The organism is Alpinimonas psychrophila, from assembly GCF_014137865.1.
GTDB classification, from domain to species: Bacteria; Actinomycetota; Actinomycetes; order Actinomycetales; family Microbacteriaceae; genus Alpinimonas; species Alpinimonas psychrophila.
Window position 1 is genome coordinate 955597 of sequence record NZ_JACGWU010000001.1, and the last position, 19141, is coordinate 974737.

Here is a 19141-nt window from a genome sequence, read left to right on the forward strand (position 1 = left end):
TTCGAAGAAATAATCAGCTCTGCCCTGGAACGCTCTGGCGTCCGGCAGCGAAACGGGAGAGTGCCCCTGCACGGGCAAGCCCGCGCACCGCAAACCACGGCAGAAGTCCGCCAATGACCGCGCCCGAAATGATGCCGCAGATGACATAGGTGATCTGGAACGGGACGTCGATCCCCGCGTACCAAACAATCAAATCATTGATCGACATGGCCAGCCCCGCGCCAGCACCGGCGAGCACACCAACATAGAGACGCCAGCTGGAGTACAGAAACAAGGCGAAGATAATCTCGGCGCCGAGTCCCTGAATGAGCCCGGACATCAGAGTACCGAAGCCCCACTGACTACCGATCAGTGCCGAGACGATCGCCGCAACGAGCTCCGTGTACAGAGCCGCACCGGGCTTGCGCACAATGAGGCCACCAAGGACAGCGGCGAAGAGCCAGCCGCCGCCCAGCAGTGCGCTGAGCCCTGGCGTGACGGTGAGAACCGCGGAGAGCGGCCCATAGGCCAGACCCCACGCCCAGAAGATGACACCGGATGCGACACCGATAACACTGGCGACGACGATGTCGACAACGCGCCAACGGTAGCGCGAAGGCCCGCCGTTGCCGTGAGGAGACGTGGAAATTATGGACGATGTTGCATTGCTTATAGTTGCGTGCACTTTCGTGCCCCTTTCAAGATGTGAATAGAGGGCACGGGATTATCGTGAGAAGAATGCCTCCCTGCGCTGGCATGATCCAGATCAGGTTCGACGGTCGAAAGTTATGAACTTTCCTCTCAGCCCGGTATACCGGACTCCCGTGTTTCCTCCATTGTACGCATCAGCGACGCCGGCATGACCGCATTGCGCCCAAACTTTTCGGCCACCTGATCGACAGCAATCTCGGCATCGCGCCAGGCATCATCCTCGTCCTCCCACAGCGTGAAGGCTTGGCCACCTTCTTCGACCAACGCCGAGGCACGCACGCCAATCAAACGCACAGACCGGCTTCCACGTTTCAGCTCGTCGAGGAGCTCGACAACCGTGCGATGAATCTCCCGACCGACGCTCGTGGCATCGCTCAGAGTGCGGCTTCTAGTGAGCGAGGTGAAGTCGGAGAATGTCACCTTCAGGCCGACGGTGCGGGCCTCGAGACCGGCGTGACGAAGTTGGCCGGCAACGCGAGCGGACTGATCGAGGAGAGCGGCTTTGAGGGCGACGTCGTCCCGAACATCCGTCTCAAATGTATGTTCCCGGCCGATGCTTTTCTCGGAGCGTTCGGTGCTGACCAGGCGCGGGTCTCGCCCCCATGAGAGCTCGTGAAGCTGACGGCCAGCGGATTCCCCTAGTGCCGACACAAGACTCGTTACGGGGGTATCGGCAACCTCGCCCACGGTGTGCAGGCCGCGGCGCTTTAGGACCTCAGCAGTTTTGGCACCGACCCCCCACAACGCATTGATGGGCAACGGACGCAGAAACGCCAGCGTATTTTCAGGTTCTACGACGAGCAGGCCGTTCGGTTTTGACTTCGTCGACGCGAGTTTGGCCATGAACTTTGTGCTGGCGATCCCGACCGAGCAGGTCAGTCCCGTCTCTGCCAGCACCCGACGCCGAATTTCGGTGGCAATCTGAACTGGAGAACCCAAAAGGCGGCGAGCCCCGCTCACATCCAGAAAAGCTTCATCAATGGAAAGTGGTTCGACGAGCGGCGTGAAATCGCGAAAAATCGCCATTACCATCGCGGAATATTTTGTATACAGCCCCCGGTGTGGCTCCAGCACGATGACGGTGGCGCAGATGCGCTTGGCCATTGACAGCGCCATGGCGCTACGAATCCCGAGAGCCCGCGCCTCGTAGGTGGCGCTCGTCACCACGCTACGAGAAGAATTGTGAGCAACGACCGCCGGAAGCCCAACGGCTTCGGGGTGATCCAACAATTCGACGGACGCAAAAAATGCATCCATGTCGATATGTAAAATGTTGGCTCCCGAAGGCTGCTGTGACATGACGTGCTAACTGCCCTTCAAAACCGCCCGCACGTGTTCGACGATGGTGTCAAGGTGTTCGGGGTGAGCGAGTGCGCCCACATCAATGACGGTACCGCTCACGGCGCCCGCGATGATGCGCTTCAAGGGTATTTCGAGACGTTTACCAGTTGAGGTTCGCGGGATACTCGGCACGAAGGCAACAAAATCTGGCACGTGGCGCGGCGATAGTTCGGTGCGAATGATCGTGCGAATGCTCTTCTCCAACACGGCACGGTCCTCAGCGCTTACTGGTGCTCCACCTTGCGCGCCTGACGCGGCAACGAGGAGAACCAGCTTGCCCATTCCACCACCGTCTTCGAAGTGCAACACCATGCTGTCGGTGATGCCCGGAAGCGGGTCGAGAATGGCGTAGAACTCGGCCGTTCCGAGACGAACGCCGCCGCGGTTGAGCGTGGCATCAGATCGCCCAGTGATGACCCAGGTATCGCGCGGCGTGCGAACGAGCCAGTCGCCGTGACGCCAGATTCCAGGGTACGTGTCGAAGTAGCTGGCCAGATAGCGCTCGTTATTGGTGTCTCCCCAGAAAAAGACGGGCATCGAGGGCATGGGCTTCGTGCAGACCAATTCACCAGCAACACCCGTGACCGCGTGGCCGGATTCGTCCCAGGAATCAACCGCGACCCCGAGTGGGCGGCAGGACATTTCCCCCGCGTATACGCCTGTGAGCGGGCCACCACCCAAGAATCCCGAACAGATGTCCGTTCCTCCCGAGGTAGGGGCAAGCATGAGATCGGGGTTGACCGCGGCGTAGACCCAGGCCGCGACATCCGCTGCTAACGGCGAACCGGAGCACTGAATCTCGCGCACGTTACTCAGATCCCAGGTCGTTCCGGGAGTCAGCCCGGCATGGGCGCAAGCCGCGAGATATGCCGACCCCGTAACCATGTACGTTGCTTTTGTCTCTGCCAAGATGGCCCACTGGGACCACTCGCCGTCGAGGGCCGGCCAGTTGGGGTCACCGTCCATGAGAACGAGTCCGCCACCCACAAGCAGGGTCGAAATACTGAGCGTCCACACCATCCACCCGGTGGTCGTGAACCAGAAGGTTTTCTCCCCCGGGGAGAGGTCAAACTGGAGGCCAATGACCTTGAAGTGTTCGATGAGGATGCCACCGTGGCAGTGCACAATGGCCTTGGGCTTGCCCGTGGTGCCGGAGGAAAACAAGATAACGAGAGGATGCTCGAACGCAACTGCCTCGAACGTAATGTCGTCGCCACTGATGTCTTTTCCGCTCTCGCCTTTACCGGCGGCCGTGAATTCTTCGTAGGACAGCACGCCGAAAGGAACCTCGCACGCCGCGTCAGCGTACGGAAGTAGGACACTCTTCAACTGCGGCAGCGCGGCACGGATGCGTGCCAATTCGTCGGCTCGTGAGATTTTCTTGGAACCCCACGTGTAGCCATCGATGGCGATGATGATGGACGGGTCAAGCTGGGTGATGCGGTCGAGCACACTCTGCGGGCCCATTTCGGGGGGCACCGAGCACCAGATGGCGCCGAGCGACGCGGTGGCAATGTACGCCGCGACCGTCTCGGGAATGTTGGGAAGGTAGCCGACGACGCGGTCGTTGACGCCAATGCCCTGTGCCTTGAGACCGCTCTGAATGCCGGAAATTTCGTGCAGGAGACGCGTGCCACTCCACTCGGCGCTCCCATTCGTCTGGCTGCGCACGGTGAGAACGATGCCCTCGCCCTGCTGGCGAAGCGCCCGAACGATGTGCTCGGCGAAGTTCAGCCGCGCCCCGGGGAACCACTGGGTGCCGGGCATAGCCGGTCCGCCGGGGACAACAGGCCCCAAGACGGCGGAATACGGCTCATGCGCGATGATGTCAAACTCGCGCCAAATGCGGGCCCAAAAATCCTCGAGGTTATCCACTGACCACTGCCAGGCATCCTCGTAATCGTCAAAGACCTGACCAGTCTCGTGCTCAACCTGGGTCAAGAATCGCCCCATCCGCGACCGATTCCACTCGCTCTTGGCCACTGCTGGCCGCAATAGTGAGCCCATTTCTACATTCTGCATGAATTCCGTATTTTTCGTTGAGTGAAAAGTTTTTGTGCTGATGAGCTTTAGGATTCGATTTCTTCGAGTCGACGCCCCAGTGCATTGGCTGCTCGAAGCACCGACGGAGCGAACGTATCGAGGTCCTCGCGCGCCGCGTAATTGACGATTCCGATGGAGGCCCGAATAACCCCGTTGACGAGAACGGGGGCCGCAACGGAGGTTGAACCCACCAGGTATTCCTGGTGGCTTTTCGCGTATCCCTGTGCCTTGATGACGGCCAAGTCTTTGGCGAGAGCCCGCTTGTTTGTCTGCGTTTCGGGGGTGTACCGCGGTAGTTGCATAGCCATGACAACTTCGATGAAGGACTCTGGGCTGTAGGCCAAGAGAACCTTGCCCACTCCGGTCGCGTGCAAGGGAATGCGGGCGCCGATACGGCTCTGCACCGGAACAGATTCCTCACTCGTGAGTTTCTCGACATAGATGGCGTCAACGCCATCGCGCACTGCTAACTGCACGATTTCACGGCAGTCGTACTGCAAGTTGAGAAGAAAAGGCATCGCGATTTCGCGAAGGTGACCGTGCACGGGAGTGAGCAGCCCCATCTCCCACAGTTTGACCCCCAAGCTGTAACGCCCCGCATCATCGCGGTCGAGAAACCCACCCTCTTCGAGCTCACCCGCAAAGCGAAAAACAGTCGGGATCGGCAGTCCAGCGATGCGCGCCAGTTGGCTGAGAGTCAGGCTCGGCTCAGAAACGTTAAAGGCGCCCAGCACCGCCAGGGCACGTGCCGTCACGGACTTTGACGTGTTTTTCGGGTAAACAACTTCGTTGTTCATTCACCACACCTAAATTGTTGATATTTCTTTTCACTGAATGAAAAATCTCGTTGTACTATGTTGTCACACGTACGACACTATTCATAGACGCCCTTCATCAAAGAAGATAAAAAGGAGCAGGCATGTCCGGCCACGAAAACGCAACGAACCCCACAGTAGAGCGAAGCTTTCCCGACCCTTACGAGATTGAGACGCCCGCCGGCGCCGAAGGTTGGCAAGACCTCTACGCCTACCACAACCTCTTCATCGTCGGCCGCCGTAAAGAAGACGGTGCCAAGACGTGGTTTAGAAACTCGCTCCACTTTCCCGAGGTGTCCTACCCCTTCGACCAGATCACGATTGACTGCGCGTTCGCCGGCACCGGCGTGACCAACACTCGGATCTACGCATTACCGCCCGCAAAGGGCCTCGACGTTCGCGTGGTCAACGGCTACACCTACATGAGCGCGCTCCCCAGCCCCGAAGGCGAAGAGTTGCAGCGTCGCGCCGAAGAATTCGGCCCCCGAGCCGGCCACTACTTCCAGAACTGGAACGACCTCTACGCCGACTGGGAGGTCCGCGTCAAGAACGCCATCTCGGCGGTTAAGAGCATTGAGGTTCCGCTCCTCACCGAATTCGAGCCTCTCGAGTTCGTCACGAAGACCCGCGGCGCCACTCAGGCCAACCGCCTGCTCGAGAACTACTTCGAGCTCATTGCTGCCGGTGACCAGATTTGGACCCTGCACTCCGAGTTCTTGAACCTCGGCTATGCCGCCTACCTCCAGTTCTTGCTGCTGTGCAAGCTGCACTTCCCCGAGCTCCAGGACCAGACAATTTCGCGCATGGTCTCCGGCGTCGACGTTCTCCTCTTCCGTCCCGATGACGAGCTGCGAAAGCTCGCTCGCCTCTCGGAGAAGCTCGGCGTCAGCGAGATCATCTTCACCGCCAAGAGCGAAGCAGACCTCATCGCCGGTCTCAGCGGGTCCGCCGCGGGAGACGAATGGCTCGCGGCCCTCGATGAAGCCAAGAACCCCTGGTTCTACTTTTCTAACGGCAGTGGCATGTACCACTCGCACCGCAGCTGGATTGATGACATGTCCATGCCAATTCAGGGCATCGGCGACTACATCCACCGCTTGCGCAAGGGCGACGACCTCTCGCGCCCCATCGAGAAGCTGCAGACCGAGCGCGATGAACTCGTTACTCACTACCGCGGTCTTCTCGACGAGGAAGATGTCGCGTCGTTCGACGAGGCCCTCGGCCTCTCGCGCACGGTGTTCCCCTACGTCGAGAACCACAACTTTTACATCGAGCACTGGTTCCTGACAGAGTTCTGGAACAAGGTTCGCGAGTTCGGCCAGCGTTTCGTGGAGTGGGGTTTCTGGGAAGATCAGAACGACATCTTCTTCCTGCGTCGCGCCGAGGTCGTCGAAGCTGTCATCGACTTGCAGGTTGCCTGGGCCTCCGGCGGAACCCCTCAGGGTGGTTACTACTGGCCCGCCGTCATCAAGCGCCGCAAGGAAATCTACGCCGCACTTTCCGCGTGGAACCCACCTCCCGCGCTCGGCCCTGTGCCCAAGGACGTCAGCGAACCCCTCACCATCATGCTCTGGGGCATCACCCCGGAGACAGTCGATCGTTGGCTCACCGCTCAAGAAGGTGGCGCCAGCAAGACCGAACTGGGTGGCTTCGCAGCTTCTCCCGGCATCGCCGAGGGTCTCGCTCGCGTTGTCTTGCGCCCCGATGAACTCGACACCGTGAAGGAGGGCGAGATTCTCGTCGCTCCCGTTACGAGCCCGAGCTGGACGCCGGTCTTCGGTCGCATCCGCGCCGCCGTTTCTGACATCGGTGGCATCATGTGCCACGCCGCCATCGTGTCCCGCGAATACGGCCTTCCCGCCGTTGTGGGAACCGGATTCGGTACGACCACTATCAAAACGGGCCAGCTCATCCGTGTCGATGGGAATGCCGGAACCGTCACCATCCTGAACGAAATCCCGGTCATCAACTAATGAATATGACTGCTGGGCCCTACACAAAACCGTTTGGCCAGCTTGTTGCCGCTGACCGCCCCAGCGTGGGAGGAAAGTGCGCCAGTTTGGGTGAACTTGTGTCGGCCGGGCTTCCTGTGCCGGACGGGTTCGCGGTCACCGTAGACGCGTTCGAGGACTACCGTGACGATTCGACCCTGCGCGAGGAGCTTAAAAACCTCGTGCAGGCCGTCGATGCCACGAGTGCTTCCGCCCTGCAGTTAGCTCATGACAAGGCCGTGGAACTCGTGCTGAGTCACCCGCTTCCCGGAACGATTGAAGAGGACATCCGCTCGGCCTATCTGGCTCTGTCGCGGGAGACCGCGCAGCGTCGAGGTCTTGCTGACACGGATAACATTCCCGTCGCCGTGCGTTCCTCCTCGGTCGATGAGGATGGCGATGCCGCCAGTTTCGCCGGTCAGCAGGAGACTTATCTCTGGGTCGTGGGCGAGGATGACGTTATTGCCAAAGTGCGCGAGTGCTGGGCAAGCATGTATTCGCCTCAGGCGATTGCCTACCGTCACGGCATGGACGATGTGGATGCCCACGACGCCTCCATGATCTCGGTGGCCGTTCAGCTCATGGCTGATGCCGACGTTGCCGGGGTCACCTTCACCGTCAGCCCTCGCACCGGTGACCGCTCGGTCATCGCCATCAACGCGAGCTGGGGTCTTGGCCAGTCGGTTGTGTCGGGCGAAGTGACGCCCGACGAGTATTGGCTGAACAAGATCGGGCCCGAAATCACGACCACGCGCGTGGCTCACAAGTTGCACGAATACGTGCCGGCTGCGAGTGGTGTCGGCGTTGTGCTGCAGGATATTCCCGTGGAACGCCAAGACATCGCGTGCCTCTCTGAAGTGGATGTCATCGCCCTGGCCGAGATCGCCCTGCGGGTCGAGAAGCACTACGGCTGCCCGCAAGACATCGAGTGGGCTTTGGAGCACAACACCGACGGCAGTAGCACCGTCATGCTGTTGCAGTCGCGCCCCGAGACCAACTGGAAAAAGCGAAAAGAAGAAAAGGCCGCAGCGGCCAAGACATCGAGCACAAGCGGATTGATGGGCTTCATGTCCACCGTGACAAAAGGAGCAACCTCATGAGCGCCGACACGAACCCCAGCTGGCAAGACCTACTCGACCTCGTCACGCAGCTGAACGACAGCAATTACGAGTCGGCCAGCGTGCAGTTTGGTAACGTCTCCGTTCGACTCTCCAACGTTGCTGGCTTTCAGGATGGTGGGGCCGCGGTTTCGGCGCCGGTTGCCGCTCTTGCTGCACTTGCTGCTCCTGTTGCCGCCGCACCCGTTGGTATCGCTGTCACCCCTCTGGCTGCAGCCCCCGTCGCCGCACCCGCCGCGGTTGTCCCCGTTGGCGACCGCATCGATGCCCCCATGATCGGTGTCTTCTACCGCCGCCCGTCCCCCGGAGCTCCCGCGTTCATCGAGCCCGGTGACCACGTCGAGGCCGACACCACCATCGGCATCATCGAGATCATGAAACTCATGAACCCCATCACTGCGGGCAAGGCCGGCGTCATCACCGTGTTCCTCGCCGAGGACGCTGCCGCCGTTGAGTTTGGTCAAGGCCTCGCCATGATCACCGTGGATGCTTCATGAGCTCCATCCCAACTCCTGACGCGCTTGCCACCGAACTAAAGGAAGATGCGGCTGACACACGCCCCGTCATTCTCATTGCAAACCGTGGCGAAATCGCCGTGCGCATCATCGCTGCCGCCAAGCGCATCGGCGCGAGCCCCGTGCTTGCCGCGAGCGTCATTGACGCCGATTCTCCTGCCGCCCGCATGGCCGATCGCGTTGTCGTGATCGGCGCCTCCCCTGCGGGAGCCTCCTACCTCCGCCCCGAACAGGTGGCCCAGGCCGCCGTCAATGTCGGTGCTGCTGCCGTGCATCCGGGGTATGGATTCTTGAGTGAACAACCCCACTTGGCCGAACTTCTCGCTGAAGAAGGAATCGCTTTTGTCGGCCCTCGCCCCGAAACCCTGCGCGCCGTGGGCGACAAGGGCAGTGCCCGCAAGGTTGCGATTGCCGCCAACGTTCCTGTCGCTGCCGGCGTCGAAATTGATGACGTGGATGACGTGCAAGCCCTCGTCGCACTCGGCAACGGCATCGGCTACCCCCTTCTCATCAAAGCTATTCATGGTGGCGGCGGTCGCGGGATCCGTCTCGTCGAAAACTCCGAACAGCTTGCCGTTCTCGTTCCTCAGGCTGCCGCCGAGGCCCTCGGCGCCTTCGGAAACGGTGCCCTCTATCTCGAGCGCTACTACGGCTCTGCCCGACACGTTGAGGTGCAGGTCTTCGGCGATGGCGAGGGCGGCGTTCAGATCTTTGGTGACCGCGACTGCTCCGTGCAGCGTCGGCACCAGAAGCTCATCGAAGAGTGCCCGGCCCCCGGTTTGACGGATGTCCGGCGCAAGATTTTGCACGACGCCTCGCGTGCGCTCGTCATCGCCCTCAAGTATCGCGGTGCCGGAACCGTCGAGTTTCTCGTCGATACCCTCAGCGATGACGTTGTCTTTCTCGAGGTGAATGCGCGCATTCAGGTCGAGCATCCGGTTACCGAAGAGGCCTTTGGCGTCGACCTCGTTGCCGCCCAGCTTCGGTTGGCACTGGGGCTTGATCCTGAGCTTCCGGATGTACCGCCCGTTCCCCCGGCGACCGTCATCGAGTTGCGCCTCAACGCCGAGGACCCCAACGAAGACTTTCGCCCGAACTCCGGTGACATCACAGCCGTTTCGTGGCCACGAGGTCCCGGCATCCGGGTCGACACGCAAATTGAGGCCGGCTACCGGTTCCCTCTTTACTACGACAGCCTGATGGCCAAGCTCATCGTGCGCGCTCACAACCGTGACGCTGCCGTCGCCGCCATTGCCTCGGCTGCTGCCAACACGCGCATCGAGGGCATCAAAACCACGCTACCGATGCACCACTTCGTGCTCGCGCACCCCGACTTTATCCGCGGCCAAGTGCCCACCTCGTGGTTCGCTCCCGTCTGGGAAAACCACTCGAACGGAGCCACCTCATGACCACCGAACCTTGGCCAGCGGCCGCCGCACCCCACCTCGCCGGCAAAGCCGATTTCTCGAAGCGCCGCCCCATCCGCATTGTTGACACCAGCGTGCGCGATGGCAACCAGAGCCTCTGGGCTGCCGCCGGAATCACCACTGGAATGGTCGAAGCAGTTGGGCCTTTGCTCGATCAGGTTGGCCTCGAAGCCCTCGACTTCACCAGCTCGACGAACCTCTCGATGGGCGTCAAGTTTCACAACGAGAACCCGTGGGAGCGCATCTCGCGCACCCGTGCCGCCATGCCGAACACGCACCTGGCCGCCATCACGACCGGAATGCGTTTCATGTCGTGGGAGAAGGCCTCCGAAACCGTGTTTCGCATGTCCCTGCGCCTCATGGCCAAGCACGGTCTGAGCCGTCTGCAAATTGCGGAACCCATGAACGACGTGGACATCACGTTGCGGGTGGCGCAGTGGGCCAAGGAAGAGGGCATCGAGCAGGTCGTCGCGGCCGTCGTCTTCACCGAGAGCCCCGTGCACACCGATGATCGCTACCGCAGCAACACGCTCGCCTACGCGAACTCCCCCTTCATCGACAGCATTTACCTCAAGGATCCCGGGGGGTTGCTGACCGCCGAACGCGTGAGCCAACTCGTTCCCGTCATGCGCGTTGCCGCCGGAAAAAAGACCCTCGAGCTGCACAGTCACTGCACCACGGGCGCTGCACCGCACCTGTACCTCGTCGGCGCCGAACTCGGTATCGACGTGTTGCACACCGGCCTCGGCCCCCTCTCCAACGGCACTGCCCAGCCCAGCTTCGAACACCTCGTGGCTAACCTCGATGCCCTCGGCATTCCCGTTGACGCCGATCGCGAGGCGGCCGCGGCTGCCGCGGAGATGTTGCAATCGTTCGCGGATGCGCAAGGTCTTAAGGCCGGCGCTCCCAGCGAATACGACCTCAGCTTTCACGTGCACCAGGTTCCCGGCGGCATGATGGGCACCATGAAACGCCAGCTCAGCGAGATTGGCATGCTGGATGCCCTGCCTCAGGTCATCGAGGAAGCCGGCCGCGTGCGTGGCGAACTCGGCTACCCCATCATGGTCACCCCGTTCAGCCAGTTCGTCGGCAGTCAAGCTCTGATGAACGTGCTCGCGGAGCGCAGTGGCCAGGAACGATATAGCCGCATCCCCGACGAGGTGCTCAAGTTCGTCCTCGGCCAATTCGGCACTCCCGAGGGCTCCATTCTGCCTGAGGTGCTGCAGCGCGTCGCCGACATGCCTCGCTCCAAGGAGCTGTCGGTCCCCGTGGTCGAGAAGTCTCTCGAAGAGTTGCACACCGAATACGCGACCAAGTTTGGCCGCGCTCTGACCGAGGAGGAGCTGATGCTTCGCCTCGTGCTGCCGGCCGAACAACTCGATGGCATGCTCGCCTCCGGGCCCGCGCCCGCGTGGAAAGCCGGTTCGCGTGCATCCCGTGCCAACGCATCTGGAACCACCGCCCCTGTTACCAACGCGGCCACCTTTATCGCGGCCGCCAACACCCTTCCCGACTGGAAATATCTCGCCGTCAACTTCGCCGGCCAGAGCATTACCCTTCAGCGCCCGACCACCGGAGAAACAAAATGACCAACCCAGAAATCCTTGCCCGCCTCGCTCGCGTGCGCGGCATCATGTTTGATATTGACGGATGCCTTGTCATCTCGGATGGCCCCAGCGGCCAGGGCGGTTCCGTTCTCCCCGGCGCCAAAGAAGCCATCGACCAGGCTCGTGCCACCGGTCGCACGGTGTGTGTCTTCACCAACGGCAGCGCTCAGAAGCCCGAAGACATCGCGCAACTCCTGCGCGACTTCGGTCTTGACGTGCGGGACGAAGAAGTACTCACCCCGGCCGTTGTGGCCGCCGAGGTCATGAAGGAACGCTTCGGCAACAAGCCCCTCCTCGTCTTTGGGGGCGAGGGCGTTCTGCACGACTTCCACAAACGTGGGCTCAACGTTGTCGATCTGGAATCAGCTTTTGCGGGCACTCCGACCAATGCGGCAGCCGTTGTCATCGGCTGGGATATTGACTTTGGGCGGGCAAAACTGCAGATTGCCGCCGAAGCGATTGTGGGCGGTGCCGAACTCTTCTGCACCTCCGACGCCCCCATGTTTGCCTCGCACGAGCGCCTGAACGTCGGCGTTTCTGGCTTCATCGTGACAGGCCTGGCGCACGTCACGGGCGTGCCCTACAGCATTTTGGGCAAGCCGTCGACTGAGGCAATGGATGTCGTGAGCCGGGTTCTTGGAGCCAGCCCCCAAGAGATCCTTGTCATCGGGGACGACATCAACTTGGAGTCCGCCATGGCACGCCGCGCTGGTGCCCTCGCTGGGTTAGTCCTCACGGGAACCAGCACGCTGGCCAGGTTGGCCGAAGCCCCCGCCGATGTTGCTCCCGAAATCGTGATCAACAGCATGAGCGAACTCGTCGACATGTTTACCGAGGCCGACAAAGCGCACGCTCTCACGTCGCACTAGGAAAATCCGCTAGCGACAGCGCGCCAACAGCATCCCGATCACTGAGAACACCCGAACATTCCAATGGAGGAATAGTCATGACGGCATTTGATGGACACGTTGCCCTGATCACCGGCGCGGGGCAGGGACTCGGTGCGGCTATCGCCCTCGAACTTGGTTCGCTCGGGGCGGCCGTCGCTGTGACCGACGTGAACCTCGCCAATGCCGACGCAATCGCCACCCAGATTACGACGGCCGGCGGGCAAGCGATTGCTCTGCCCCTCAACACGACGTCACCGGCCGAGCAGGAGGCGGCCGTTGCCGCGACCGTCAAGGCCTTCGGCAAGCTGACGCTGGCGGTCAACAACGCCGGAATTGGAACCCCCAGTGCTCTCGTCGGGGACCTCGATCTTGAGGCGTGGAACCACATGATCAATGTGAACCTCAACGGTGTTGCCTATGGCCTTCGGTACCAGATCCCCGCCATGTTGGCTTCCGGCGGCGGAGCCATCGTAAATATGTCTTCCGTCCTCGGCTCCATCGGCGTGGTCGGCGTTCCCGCCGCCTACACCGCCGCCAAACACGGCGTAGTGGGCCTCACCAAAAATGCCGCTCTCGAATATGCCGATCAGGGCATACGTATCAACAGTGTCGGCCCCGCTTTCATCAAGACGCCCCTGCTGGCCAATCTCCCCGACGAAGCCCTGCCCGCACTCGCGGCATCTCACCCTATGGGGCGCCTCGGCGAACCAGAGGAAGTATCGGCACTCGTGTGCTTCTTGCTTTCAGACCGCGCATCCTTCATCACCGGGGGGTACTACCTCATTGACGGCGGTTACACCGCTCGCTAGCCCCGCTTTTGCCGAGGCCTCCCTTTCGCCGAGACCGCACCAAATCCGACCTCACGAACGCCACCTGCGTCGAGACCCCATGTTGTCCGACTTTTTTCGCGACATCCCGGATTTGGTGGAGTCTCGACGGGACGCCACCGACGCTCGGTCAGATTTCGCGGTGTATCGGCAAAAACAGTAAAGGCACCATCGTTTCCCGAGAGGGACGACGGTGCCTTTGCTTTTAGAAAGTAGTTGTTAGAGGCGACGCATCATGTGGAACGGGATGGCGAGCGCCAGGCAGAACACCAGGATGCCGGAGAAGAAGATCACTCCGCCGAACTCGGGGAACTCAAAAGCCGCTGCCAAGAGGCCCTGGCTGGCACCGAGCAGTCCCAGTGCGATGAGGAAGATAATGACTCTCACAATGTTCTCCTTGAATTCTTTTGTGGCCATCCGCTCAAGCGGTGAATCACTGGTTTTAGTTTAGAGGGCGGCGGCGCGTTCCAACACGAGTTCACGCACACGAGCCGCATCAGCTTTGCCCTGCATTGCCTTCATAACTGCACCAATGACGGCACCGGCTGCCTGTAGCTTGCCCTCGCGAATCTTCTCGAGAACGTCGGGCTGGGACTTCAGGGCCTCGTCGATTGCGGCGATGAGAGCACCGTCGTCGCTGACAACAGCAAGACCACGGGCATCGACAACCTCGCGCGGCGAACCCTCGCCGGCAATGACACCCTCGAGTACCTGGCGAGCCAGACGGTCGGTCAGCGTGCCATCGTCGATCAGCAGTTGAAGTTCGGCAACCTGTGCCGGTGTGACGAGCGAGGTGGGCTCGGCATCGGCGATATTGGCCAGACGAGCAATCTCGCCCGTCCACCACTTGCGCGCGGTCTGCGGCGAGGCGCCTTGAGCGACCGTCTCGGTGATTTCATTCAGGAGGCCGGAGTTCACGACATCCTGGAATTCAAGGTCACTAAAGTTCCAGTCAGCTTTCAAGCGACGACGACGCTCGGCAGGCTTCTCGGGAAGCGCGGCACGCAGTTCCTCGATGAGCTCGGGGGCAGGAACAACAGGGAGAAGGTCGGGCTCAGGGAAGTACCGGTAGTCATCGGCGTCAGACTTGGGGCGACCGGCACTGGTAGCTCCGGTATCTTCATGCCAATGGCGCGTCTCCTGCGTGATGGTGCCGCCGCCGGCCAAAATTGCCGCCTGACGTTGGATCTCGTAGCGAACCGCACGCTCGACCGAACGCAGCGAGTTGACGTTCTTGGTCTCGGTACGCGTGCCGAGCGTGCCGCTGCCACGGGGGCTGAGTGACACGTTGGCGTCGCAACGCAGGTTTCCGCGCTCCATCTTCGCGTCAGAGATGCCGAGGGCCACCACCATGTCGCGAATGGTGGAGACGTAGGCCTTGGCCAGCTCAGGAGCATCCGCTTCGGCACCGTAAATAATTCTGGTGACAATTTCGACGAGAGGAACTCCCGCACGGTTGAAGTCGACGAGCGAATACTCGGCACCCTGGATCCGGCCGGCCGAACCGCCCACGTGGGTGAGCTTGCCGGCGTCTTCCTCCATGTGAGCACGCTCGATATCAATCTGGAAGAGGCGGCCATCCGCCAGTTCCACCTCGACGTTGCCGTTGATAGCAATGGGCTGATCGAATTGCGAGATCTGGTAGTTCTTGGCGAGGTCAGGGTAGAAGTAGTTCTTGCGAGCGAAGGTTGACGACGGCGCGATGTCACAGCCGAGCGCGAGACCCAAACTGATCGAGTAGCGCACGGCTTGCTCGTTCACCACGGGAAGCGCGCCCGGGAGCCCGAGACAGGTGGGCGTGATGTTGGTGTTGGGCTCGCTACCAAAGTTGTTGGGGGCGGCCGAGAACATCTTGGTCTTGGTGGAGAGTTCGACGTGAACTTCAAAGCCGAGGACCGGTTCGAACAGCTCGAGAGCCTTATCGAAGTCCATGAGTTTTGCCTTCGCCATTAGCGGGCACCTTCCATCAAAACGGGAGCTTGGCTGAGGAGAGTGTGGCCCCACTTTTCTTCCAAGAGAGACTCGAGGGCGCCACCCACGTTGTAGAGGCGGTGATCCGCGCGAGCGGGAGCCAAGAACTGAATACCCACGGGCAGACCGTCCTCTTGGGCCAAACCAACGGGCAATGACATCCCCGGGATGCCGGCAAGGTTGGCGGGAATGGTCGCGATGTCGCCGCGCCACATGGCCATGGGATCATCCAGTTTCTCGCCGAGTTTCCACGCCGTGGTGGGGGCCGTGGGTGAGGCAAGCACATCCACATTGGCAAACGCGACGTCAAAGTCGCGCTGCACGAGCGTTCGCACTTTCTGGGCACTGCCGTAGTACGCGTCGTAGTAACCGGCCGATAGTGCGTAGGTTCCCAAAATGATGCGGCGCTTGACCTCGGCGCCAAAGCCAGCCTCACGGGTCGCGGCCATGACCTGTTCGACCGTGCCACCACCCACGGGGTTGACGCGCATACCGAAGCGAACCGAGTCGTACTTGGCCAGGTTGCTGGATGCCTCAGCCGGCAAAATCAGATAGTACGCGGCAACGGCATACTGCAGGCTGGGCAAGCTGACTTCGACAACCTCGGCACCGTTTGCTTCGAGAAGAGCAAGCGCCTCGTGAAAACGAGCGAGGACGCCGGGCTGGAAGCCCTCGCCATCGAGTTCGGAGACGACCCCGATACGAAGGCCCTTCACGTTGGCGTTGCGCACGGCCTCGGCCATGGAGGGCCACTCATCGCGCAGCGAAGTGGAGTCGTGGCGGTCGTGACCGCCGATGATGTCGTGCAGCAGCGCCGAGTCGAGAACCGTGCGGGACACGGGTCCTATCTGGTCGAGGCTGGAGGCAAGCGCGATCGCGCCATAGCGGCTGACACCACCGTAGGTGGGCTTCACACCGACGGTTCCCGTGACGTGAGCGGGCTGACGAATCGAGCCGCCGGTGTCGGAGCCCAGCGCAAAGGGGGCCTCGAAGGCAGCAACAGCTGCAGCCGAACCACCACCGGAACCACCAGGGATACGGTCAAGATCCCACGGGTTATGCGTGGGGCCATAAGCCGAGTGCTCGGTGGAGGACCCCATCGCGAACTCGTCCATATTGGTCTTGCCGAGGGGCACAAGGCCAGCCTCGCGAATCTTGGTCACGACGGTGGCGTCGTAGGGCGACATCCACCCCTGAAGAATGAGCGAGCCGCTCGTGGAAGGCATGTCGGTGGTGACCAGCACATCTTTGATGGCAAGAGGAACACCATCGAGAGCATTCAGGATGTCGCCCGCCTTGCGACGCGCATCCGACGCCTTGGCGGCAGCCAGTGACACCTCGGGGTTGACGTGCAAGAAGGCATGAACGGCGCCATCGACGGCCGCGATGCGGTCAAGGTGGGCCTGCGTTACTTCAACGCTCGAGGTTGCTCCGGAGGCCAGAGCTGTTGCGAGCTCAGCTGCGGTGTGGCGAATCAGATCCGTCATTATTGTTCTTCTCCCAGGATTGCGGAGACCTTGAAACGGCTGCCGTCATGTTCGGGGGCCTGCGTCAAAACCTGTGCGGTGTCGAGAACGTCGGCGACGACATCTTCGCGGTAGACGTTGACCAAAGGAATGGGGTGGCTCGTGATCGGCACATCGGCTGTGGCGACAGACGAGACGGAAGCAACGGCTTCGACAATCTGCCCGAGTTCCAGAGTCAGACTCGCGATTTCGGCTTCGGAAAGGTCAATTCGCGCGAGGCCGGCCAGATGGCGAACCTGTTCGGCGGTGATGTCAGACATGATCTCAAGTTTATCGCGGTGTGGGTTGGTGGGTTCACCGGGTGTACGCAGCGGATGGGAGGTAGCGATCATTCTCGTTTGTCACCAAGTGGGCGTAAATGGTGACCGCACTCGACGCAACCAACATCGAGTTTCCCCGGATGGCTGTCCAACTCGCCGCAGGGCGAACCATCCGTGACGGGTCGACGAAGGAATAACCAGTGAGGCCGCCATCCAGGACCAGTGGATGCGAGCACTGCTCGGGAGGGAGTTCTACTTTGCCGATGCGTCCTTGCGTGCCAGCTCTGCTGTCTTGAGCAACCAGGCGGAGCGACGTTCCAAGGTGCTGAAACGAACGCGGTCAAACCGAGTGATGCCCTTGGTCTTGACTCCTACAAACCAAAGGATGGGGAACTTGAGCGAAGCGGCGCTGGCACCGCGGTACCAGATTTTGTCGAAGAAAGCTGGCGCATCCATCGTGATGAATACCCGCGCTGTTCGGCCAGTCAGGAACTTATTCCAGGCCGTACCCTTCTTATTGGCAAAAACGAAGCCAGCCAAGAAAACGCGATCAAAAAAGCCCTTGAGTACAGCGGGGTAGGTTCCCCACCAGACGGGGTAGGCAAAAACGAAATGTTCGGCCCAATCAATAGTTTCGGCCATGTCGTGAATTTCCGGACCGAGACGCACTGTGTCCTCCAGCCCGGCGACTTTGAGGTCACGTCGGTCGTGGGTCACAGATTCAAATGCAATGGCGGCAAGATCAAGGATGCGAACCTCAGCCCCATGGGCACGAGCGGAAGCGACATAGGCGTCAGTTATTGCGTGACTGAAACTCCCGGGAATCGGATGCCCGATGATGACGGCAATCCGCTTCATGGGTTGACTTGAGATCATGCAATTAGACTACTTGTACTTCTAAGGCACTCTTGTACAAAGCTTGCTGTAAACGTACAATTTATACATGTCGATCACAGCCCCCGTCACCGTCTCAGATGCACGCGACCAGCTCGCGGCAATCATCGACCGCGTTCGCGCCGAGCACGAACCCGTATACCTGTCTCGGCGGGGCCAGCGGGTTGCCGCCGTCATCGATGCCGACGATTTGGAGCGTCTGATCGAATTGGCCGAAGACATGGCTGACATACGTGCCGCTGAAGAATCTCGGGAAGAAATGCGGCGCACACAAAATGAACCGACGCCTTGGGAGACGGTGAAGGCAGACCTCGGCCTCGCATGACCTACTCGGTTAAAATCGCACCTGCCGCCGAACGCCAACTTCGCAAACTCGATGCTCCGGTTCGCCGCCGAGTTCAGGGAGCACTCGACCTTTTGGCAGAGAATCCACGGCCTCCCAAGGGGATTCAGCTCGTCGGTGGCTCTGGCGAGTGGCGAGTTCGGACGGGCGACTACCGCATCATCTATGAGATTCATGACGACCACTTGATTGTGCTCGTCTTGCGACTCGGTCATCGCCGCGAGATTTACGAATCTCGCTAGAAAATCTCGTCAATTTGCCTAAGGTGCCGAAGCTTCCAGCGGGCTAAAATTGGCTTGACCGAGCCCGGTCGAAAAACCGGCCGCTGACGGAAAAGTCCGCTTCGGCATCGCGACAGTCGGCTTCCAGGGGGAATTCAGAACATGATTCGGGTAGACCACTTATCTAAGAGCTATGGCTCCATCAAGGCGGTGAAAGACCTGTCATTCGAGGTTGAGGCCGGGAGCGTCCTCGCTTTCCTCGGCACCAACGGTGCGGGTAAGAGCACGACAATCTCCTGCCTGACCACAGTGTTGTCCCCAGATTCCGGAACGATGGAGATTGCCGGCCACCGGGTTGGTCGCGACGACGATGACATCCGCCGCGAAATTGGGGTTGTCTTCCAGACGTCACTGCTCGACCCAACGCTGAAGGTCAAAGAGAATCTCGCCGACCGGGCCGCGTTTTATGGCATCACGGGCGACGAGCGTACCCGCCGCATCAACGAACTGGCCAGCATGATCGATATCGGTGATTTTCTCGACAAGCCCTACGGTTCTCTCTCGGGGGGCCAAATGCGCCGGGTTGATATTGCGCGTGCTCTCATCCACCAACCGGCCCTGCTCTTTCTCGACGAGCCGACCGCGGGCCTGGATCCGCAGAG

The 19141-nt window shown here is 60.8% G+C and carries 19 protein-coding genes and 1 riboswitch; of the genes, 10 read left to right on the forward strand and 9 right to left on the reverse strand.

Translation table 11 applies throughout. The annotated features are described in order from the left end of the window. Positions 1–13: 13 nt before the first annotated feature. The 4 genes from FB555_RS04515 to FB555_RS04530 form a co-directional block, all read right to left on the reverse strand. Positions 14–664, reverse strand: a complete 651-nt coding sequence (locus tag FB555_RS04515) for an ECF transporter S component (protein WP_343046399.1) — start codon at positions 662–664, stop codon at positions 14–16. A gap of 40 nt (positions 665–704) precedes the next feature. Next, positions 705–815: riboswitch (TPP riboswitch) on the reverse strand. Continuing rightward, the gene (gene dinB, locus FB555_RS04520; RefSeq protein WP_182484195.1) at positions 781–1989 is read right to left on the reverse strand and encodes a DNA polymerase IV; all 1209 of its coding nucleotides are present in this window, start codon (positions 1987–1989) and stop codon (positions 781–783) included. (Overlaps the previous riboswitch by 35 nt.) 6 nt (positions 1990–1995) lie before the next feature. Then, the gene (locus FB555_RS04525) at positions 1996–4053 is read right to left on the reverse strand and encodes an acetoacetate--CoA ligase (protein WP_182484196.1); all 2058 of its coding nucleotides are present in this window, start codon (positions 4051–4053) and stop codon (positions 1996–1998) included. Between the two features lie 47 nt (positions 4054–4100). Next, on the reverse strand, positions 4101–4871 hold the full coding sequence (locus tag FB555_RS04530; protein ID WP_182484197.1) for an IclR family transcriptional regulator: 771 nt from the start codon (positions 4869–4871) through the stop codon (positions 4101–4103). A gap of 122 nt (positions 4872–4993) precedes the next feature. On the opposite strand from FB555_RS04530, the gene FB555_RS04535 reads away from it, so the two are divergent. From FB555_RS04535 to FB555_RS04565, 7 genes are all read left to right on the forward strand, one after another. Continuing rightward, on the forward strand, positions 4994–6862 hold the full coding sequence (locus FB555_RS04535) for a PEP-utilizing enzyme (RefSeq protein ID WP_182484198.1): 1869 nt from the start codon (positions 4994–4996) through the stop codon (positions 6860–6862). Further along, the gene (locus tag FB555_RS04540; RefSeq protein ID WP_182484199.1) at positions 6862–7980 is read left to right on the forward strand and encodes a PEP/pyruvate-binding domain-containing protein; all 1119 of its coding nucleotides are present in this window, start codon (positions 6862–6864) and stop codon (positions 7978–7980) included. Before FB555_RS04535 ends, FB555_RS04540 begins: the two co-directional genes overlap by 1 nt. Next, positions 7977–8495 carry an acetyl-CoA carboxylase biotin carboxyl carrier protein gene (locus FB555_RS04545; protein ID WP_182484200.1) on the forward strand — a complete coding sequence of 173 codons (519 nt, stop codon included), beginning with the start codon at positions 7977–7979 and terminating at the stop codon, positions 8493–8495. The genes FB555_RS04540 and FB555_RS04545 overlap by 4 nt, the downstream gene beginning before the upstream one ends. Next, positions 8492–9922, forward strand: coding sequence for an ATP-binding protein (locus FB555_RS04550; protein WP_182484201.1), 1431 nt, complete (start codon positions 8492–8494; stop codon positions 9920–9922). The genes FB555_RS04545 and FB555_RS04550 overlap by 4 nt, the downstream gene beginning before the upstream one ends. Next, complete coding sequence (locus tag FB555_RS04555; RefSeq protein WP_182484202.1) at positions 9919–11529, forward strand: biotin carboxyl carrier protein; 1611 nt, start codon at positions 9919–9921, stop codon at positions 11527–11529. The genes FB555_RS04550 and FB555_RS04555 overlap by 4 nt, the downstream gene beginning before the upstream one ends. Next, positions 11526–12416, forward strand: a complete 891-nt coding sequence (locus tag FB555_RS04560) for an HAD-IIA family hydrolase (protein WP_182484203.1) — start codon at positions 11526–11528, stop codon at positions 12414–12416. The genes FB555_RS04555 and FB555_RS04560 overlap by 4 nt, the downstream gene beginning before the upstream one ends. A 77-nt stretch (positions 12417–12493) precedes the next feature. Next, positions 12494–13246, forward strand: coding sequence for an SDR family NAD(P)-dependent oxidoreductase (locus FB555_RS04565; RefSeq protein ID WP_182484204.1), 753 nt, complete (start codon positions 12494–12496; stop codon positions 13244–13246). Positions 13247–13483: 237 nt separating this feature from the next. On the opposite strand, the gene FB555_RS04570 is transcribed toward FB555_RS04565, so the two are convergent. The 5 genes from FB555_RS04570 to FB555_RS04590 all read right to left on the reverse strand — a co-directional run bounded on the left by FB555_RS04570 (position 13484) and on the right by FB555_RS04590 (position 17897). After that, positions 13484–13651: a hypothetical protein gene (locus tag FB555_RS04570; RefSeq protein WP_182484205.1), complete on the reverse strand. Its 168-nt coding sequence runs from the start codon at positions 13649–13651 to the stop codon at positions 13484–13486. Between the two features lie 60 nt (positions 13652–13711). Next, on the reverse strand, positions 13712–15214 hold the full coding sequence (gatB, locus tag FB555_RS04575) for an Asp-tRNA(Asn)/Glu-tRNA(Gln) amidotransferase subunit GatB (RefSeq protein ID WP_182484206.1): 1503 nt from the start codon (positions 15212–15214) through the stop codon (positions 13712–13714). Then, on the reverse strand, positions 15214–16722 hold the full coding sequence (gene gatA / locus FB555_RS04580; RefSeq protein WP_182484207.1) for an Asp-tRNA(Asn)/Glu-tRNA(Gln) amidotransferase subunit GatA: 1509 nt from the start codon (positions 16720–16722) through the stop codon (positions 15214–15216). The genes gatB and gatA overlap by 1 nt, the downstream gene beginning before the upstream one ends. Then, positions 16722–17021: an Asp-tRNA(Asn)/Glu-tRNA(Gln) amidotransferase subunit GatC gene (gene gatC / locus FB555_RS04585; protein WP_182484208.1), complete on the reverse strand. Its 300-nt coding sequence runs from the start codon at positions 17019–17021 to the stop codon at positions 16722–16724. The genes gatA and gatC overlap by 1 nt, the downstream gene beginning before the upstream one ends. A 252-nt stretch (positions 17022–17273) precedes the next feature. Next, positions 17274–17897, reverse strand: a complete 624-nt coding sequence (locus FB555_RS04590) for an NAD(P)H-dependent oxidoreductase (protein ID WP_182484209.1) — start codon at positions 17895–17897, stop codon at positions 17274–17276. Positions 17898–17964: 67 nt separating this feature from the next. On the opposite strand from FB555_RS04590, the gene FB555_RS04595 reads away from it, so the two are divergent. The 3 genes from FB555_RS04595 to FB555_RS04605 all read left to right on the forward strand — a co-directional run. Beyond that, on the forward strand, positions 17965–18240 hold the full coding sequence (locus tag FB555_RS04595; RefSeq protein ID WP_182484210.1) for a type II toxin-antitoxin system Phd/YefM family antitoxin: 276 nt from the start codon (positions 17965–17967) through the stop codon (positions 18238–18240). Further along, positions 18237–18500, forward strand: a complete 264-nt coding sequence (locus FB555_RS04600) for a type II toxin-antitoxin system RelE family toxin (RefSeq protein WP_182484211.1) — start codon at positions 18237–18239, stop codon at positions 18498–18500. Before FB555_RS04595 ends, FB555_RS04600 begins: the two co-directional genes overlap by 4 nt. Positions 18501–18641: 141 nt before the next feature. Then, the coding region (locus FB555_RS04605) for an ABC transporter ATP-binding protein (RefSeq protein WP_182484212.1) at positions 18642–19141 on the forward strand (500 nt) is incomplete at its 3' end.

Coding starts and splice junctions, on each gene's coding strand:
- gatB (WP_182484206.1), bottom strand. CDS start 15,214: ATGGCGAAGGCAAAACTCATGGACTTCGATAAGGCTCTCGAGCTGTTC.
- gatC (WP_182484208.1), bottom strand. CDS start 17,021: ATGTCTGACATCACCGCCGAACAGGTTCGCCATCTGGCCGGCCTCGCG.
- FB555_RS04530 (WP_182484197.1), bottom strand. CDS start 4,871: ATGAACAACGAAGTTGTTTACCCGAAAAACACGTCAAAGTCCGTGACG.
- FB555_RS04595 (WP_182484210.1), top strand. CDS start 17,965: ATGTCGATCACAGCCCCCGTCACCGTCTCAGATGCACGCGACCAGCTC.
- FB555_RS04555 (WP_182484202.1), top strand. CDS start 9,919: ATGACCACCGAACCTTGGCCAGCGGCCGCCGCACCCCACCTCGCCGGC.
- FB555_RS04600 (WP_182484211.1), top strand. CDS start 18,237: ATGACCTACTCGGTTAAAATCGCACCTGCCGCCGAACGCCAACTTCGC.
- FB555_RS04545 (WP_182484200.1), top strand. CDS start 7,977: ATGAGCGCCGACACGAACCCCAGCTGGCAAGACCTACTCGACCTCGTC.
- FB555_RS04535 (WP_182484198.1), top strand. CDS start 4,994: ATGTCCGGCCACGAAAACGCAACGAACCCCACAGTAGAGCGAAGCTTT.
- dinB (WP_182484195.1), bottom strand. CDS start 1,989: ATGTCACAGCAGCCTTCGGGAGCCAACATTTTACATATCGACATGGAT.
- FB555_RS04550 (WP_182484201.1), top strand. CDS start 8,492: ATGAGCTCCATCCCAACTCCTGACGCGCTTGCCACCGAACTAAAGGAA.
- FB555_RS04590 (WP_182484209.1), bottom strand. CDS start 17,897: ATGATCTCAAGTCAACCCATGAAGCGGATTGCCGTCATCATCGGGCAT.
- FB555_RS04540 (WP_182484199.1), top strand. CDS start 6,862: ATGAATATGACTGCTGGGCCCTACACAAAACCGTTTGGCCAGCTTGTT.
- gatA (WP_182484207.1), bottom strand. CDS start 16,722: ATGACGGATCTGATTCGCCACACCGCAGCTGAGCTCGCAACAGCTCTG.
- FB555_RS04565 (WP_182484204.1), top strand. CDS start 12,494: ATGACGGCATTTGATGGACACGTTGCCCTGATCACCGGCGCGGGGCAG.
- FB555_RS04560 (WP_182484203.1), top strand. CDS start 11,526: ATGACCAACCCAGAAATCCTTGCCCGCCTCGCTCGCGTGCGCGGCATC.
- FB555_RS04525 (WP_182484196.1), bottom strand. CDS start 4,053: ATGCAGAATGTAGAAATGGGCTCACTATTGCGGCCAGCAGTGGCCAAG.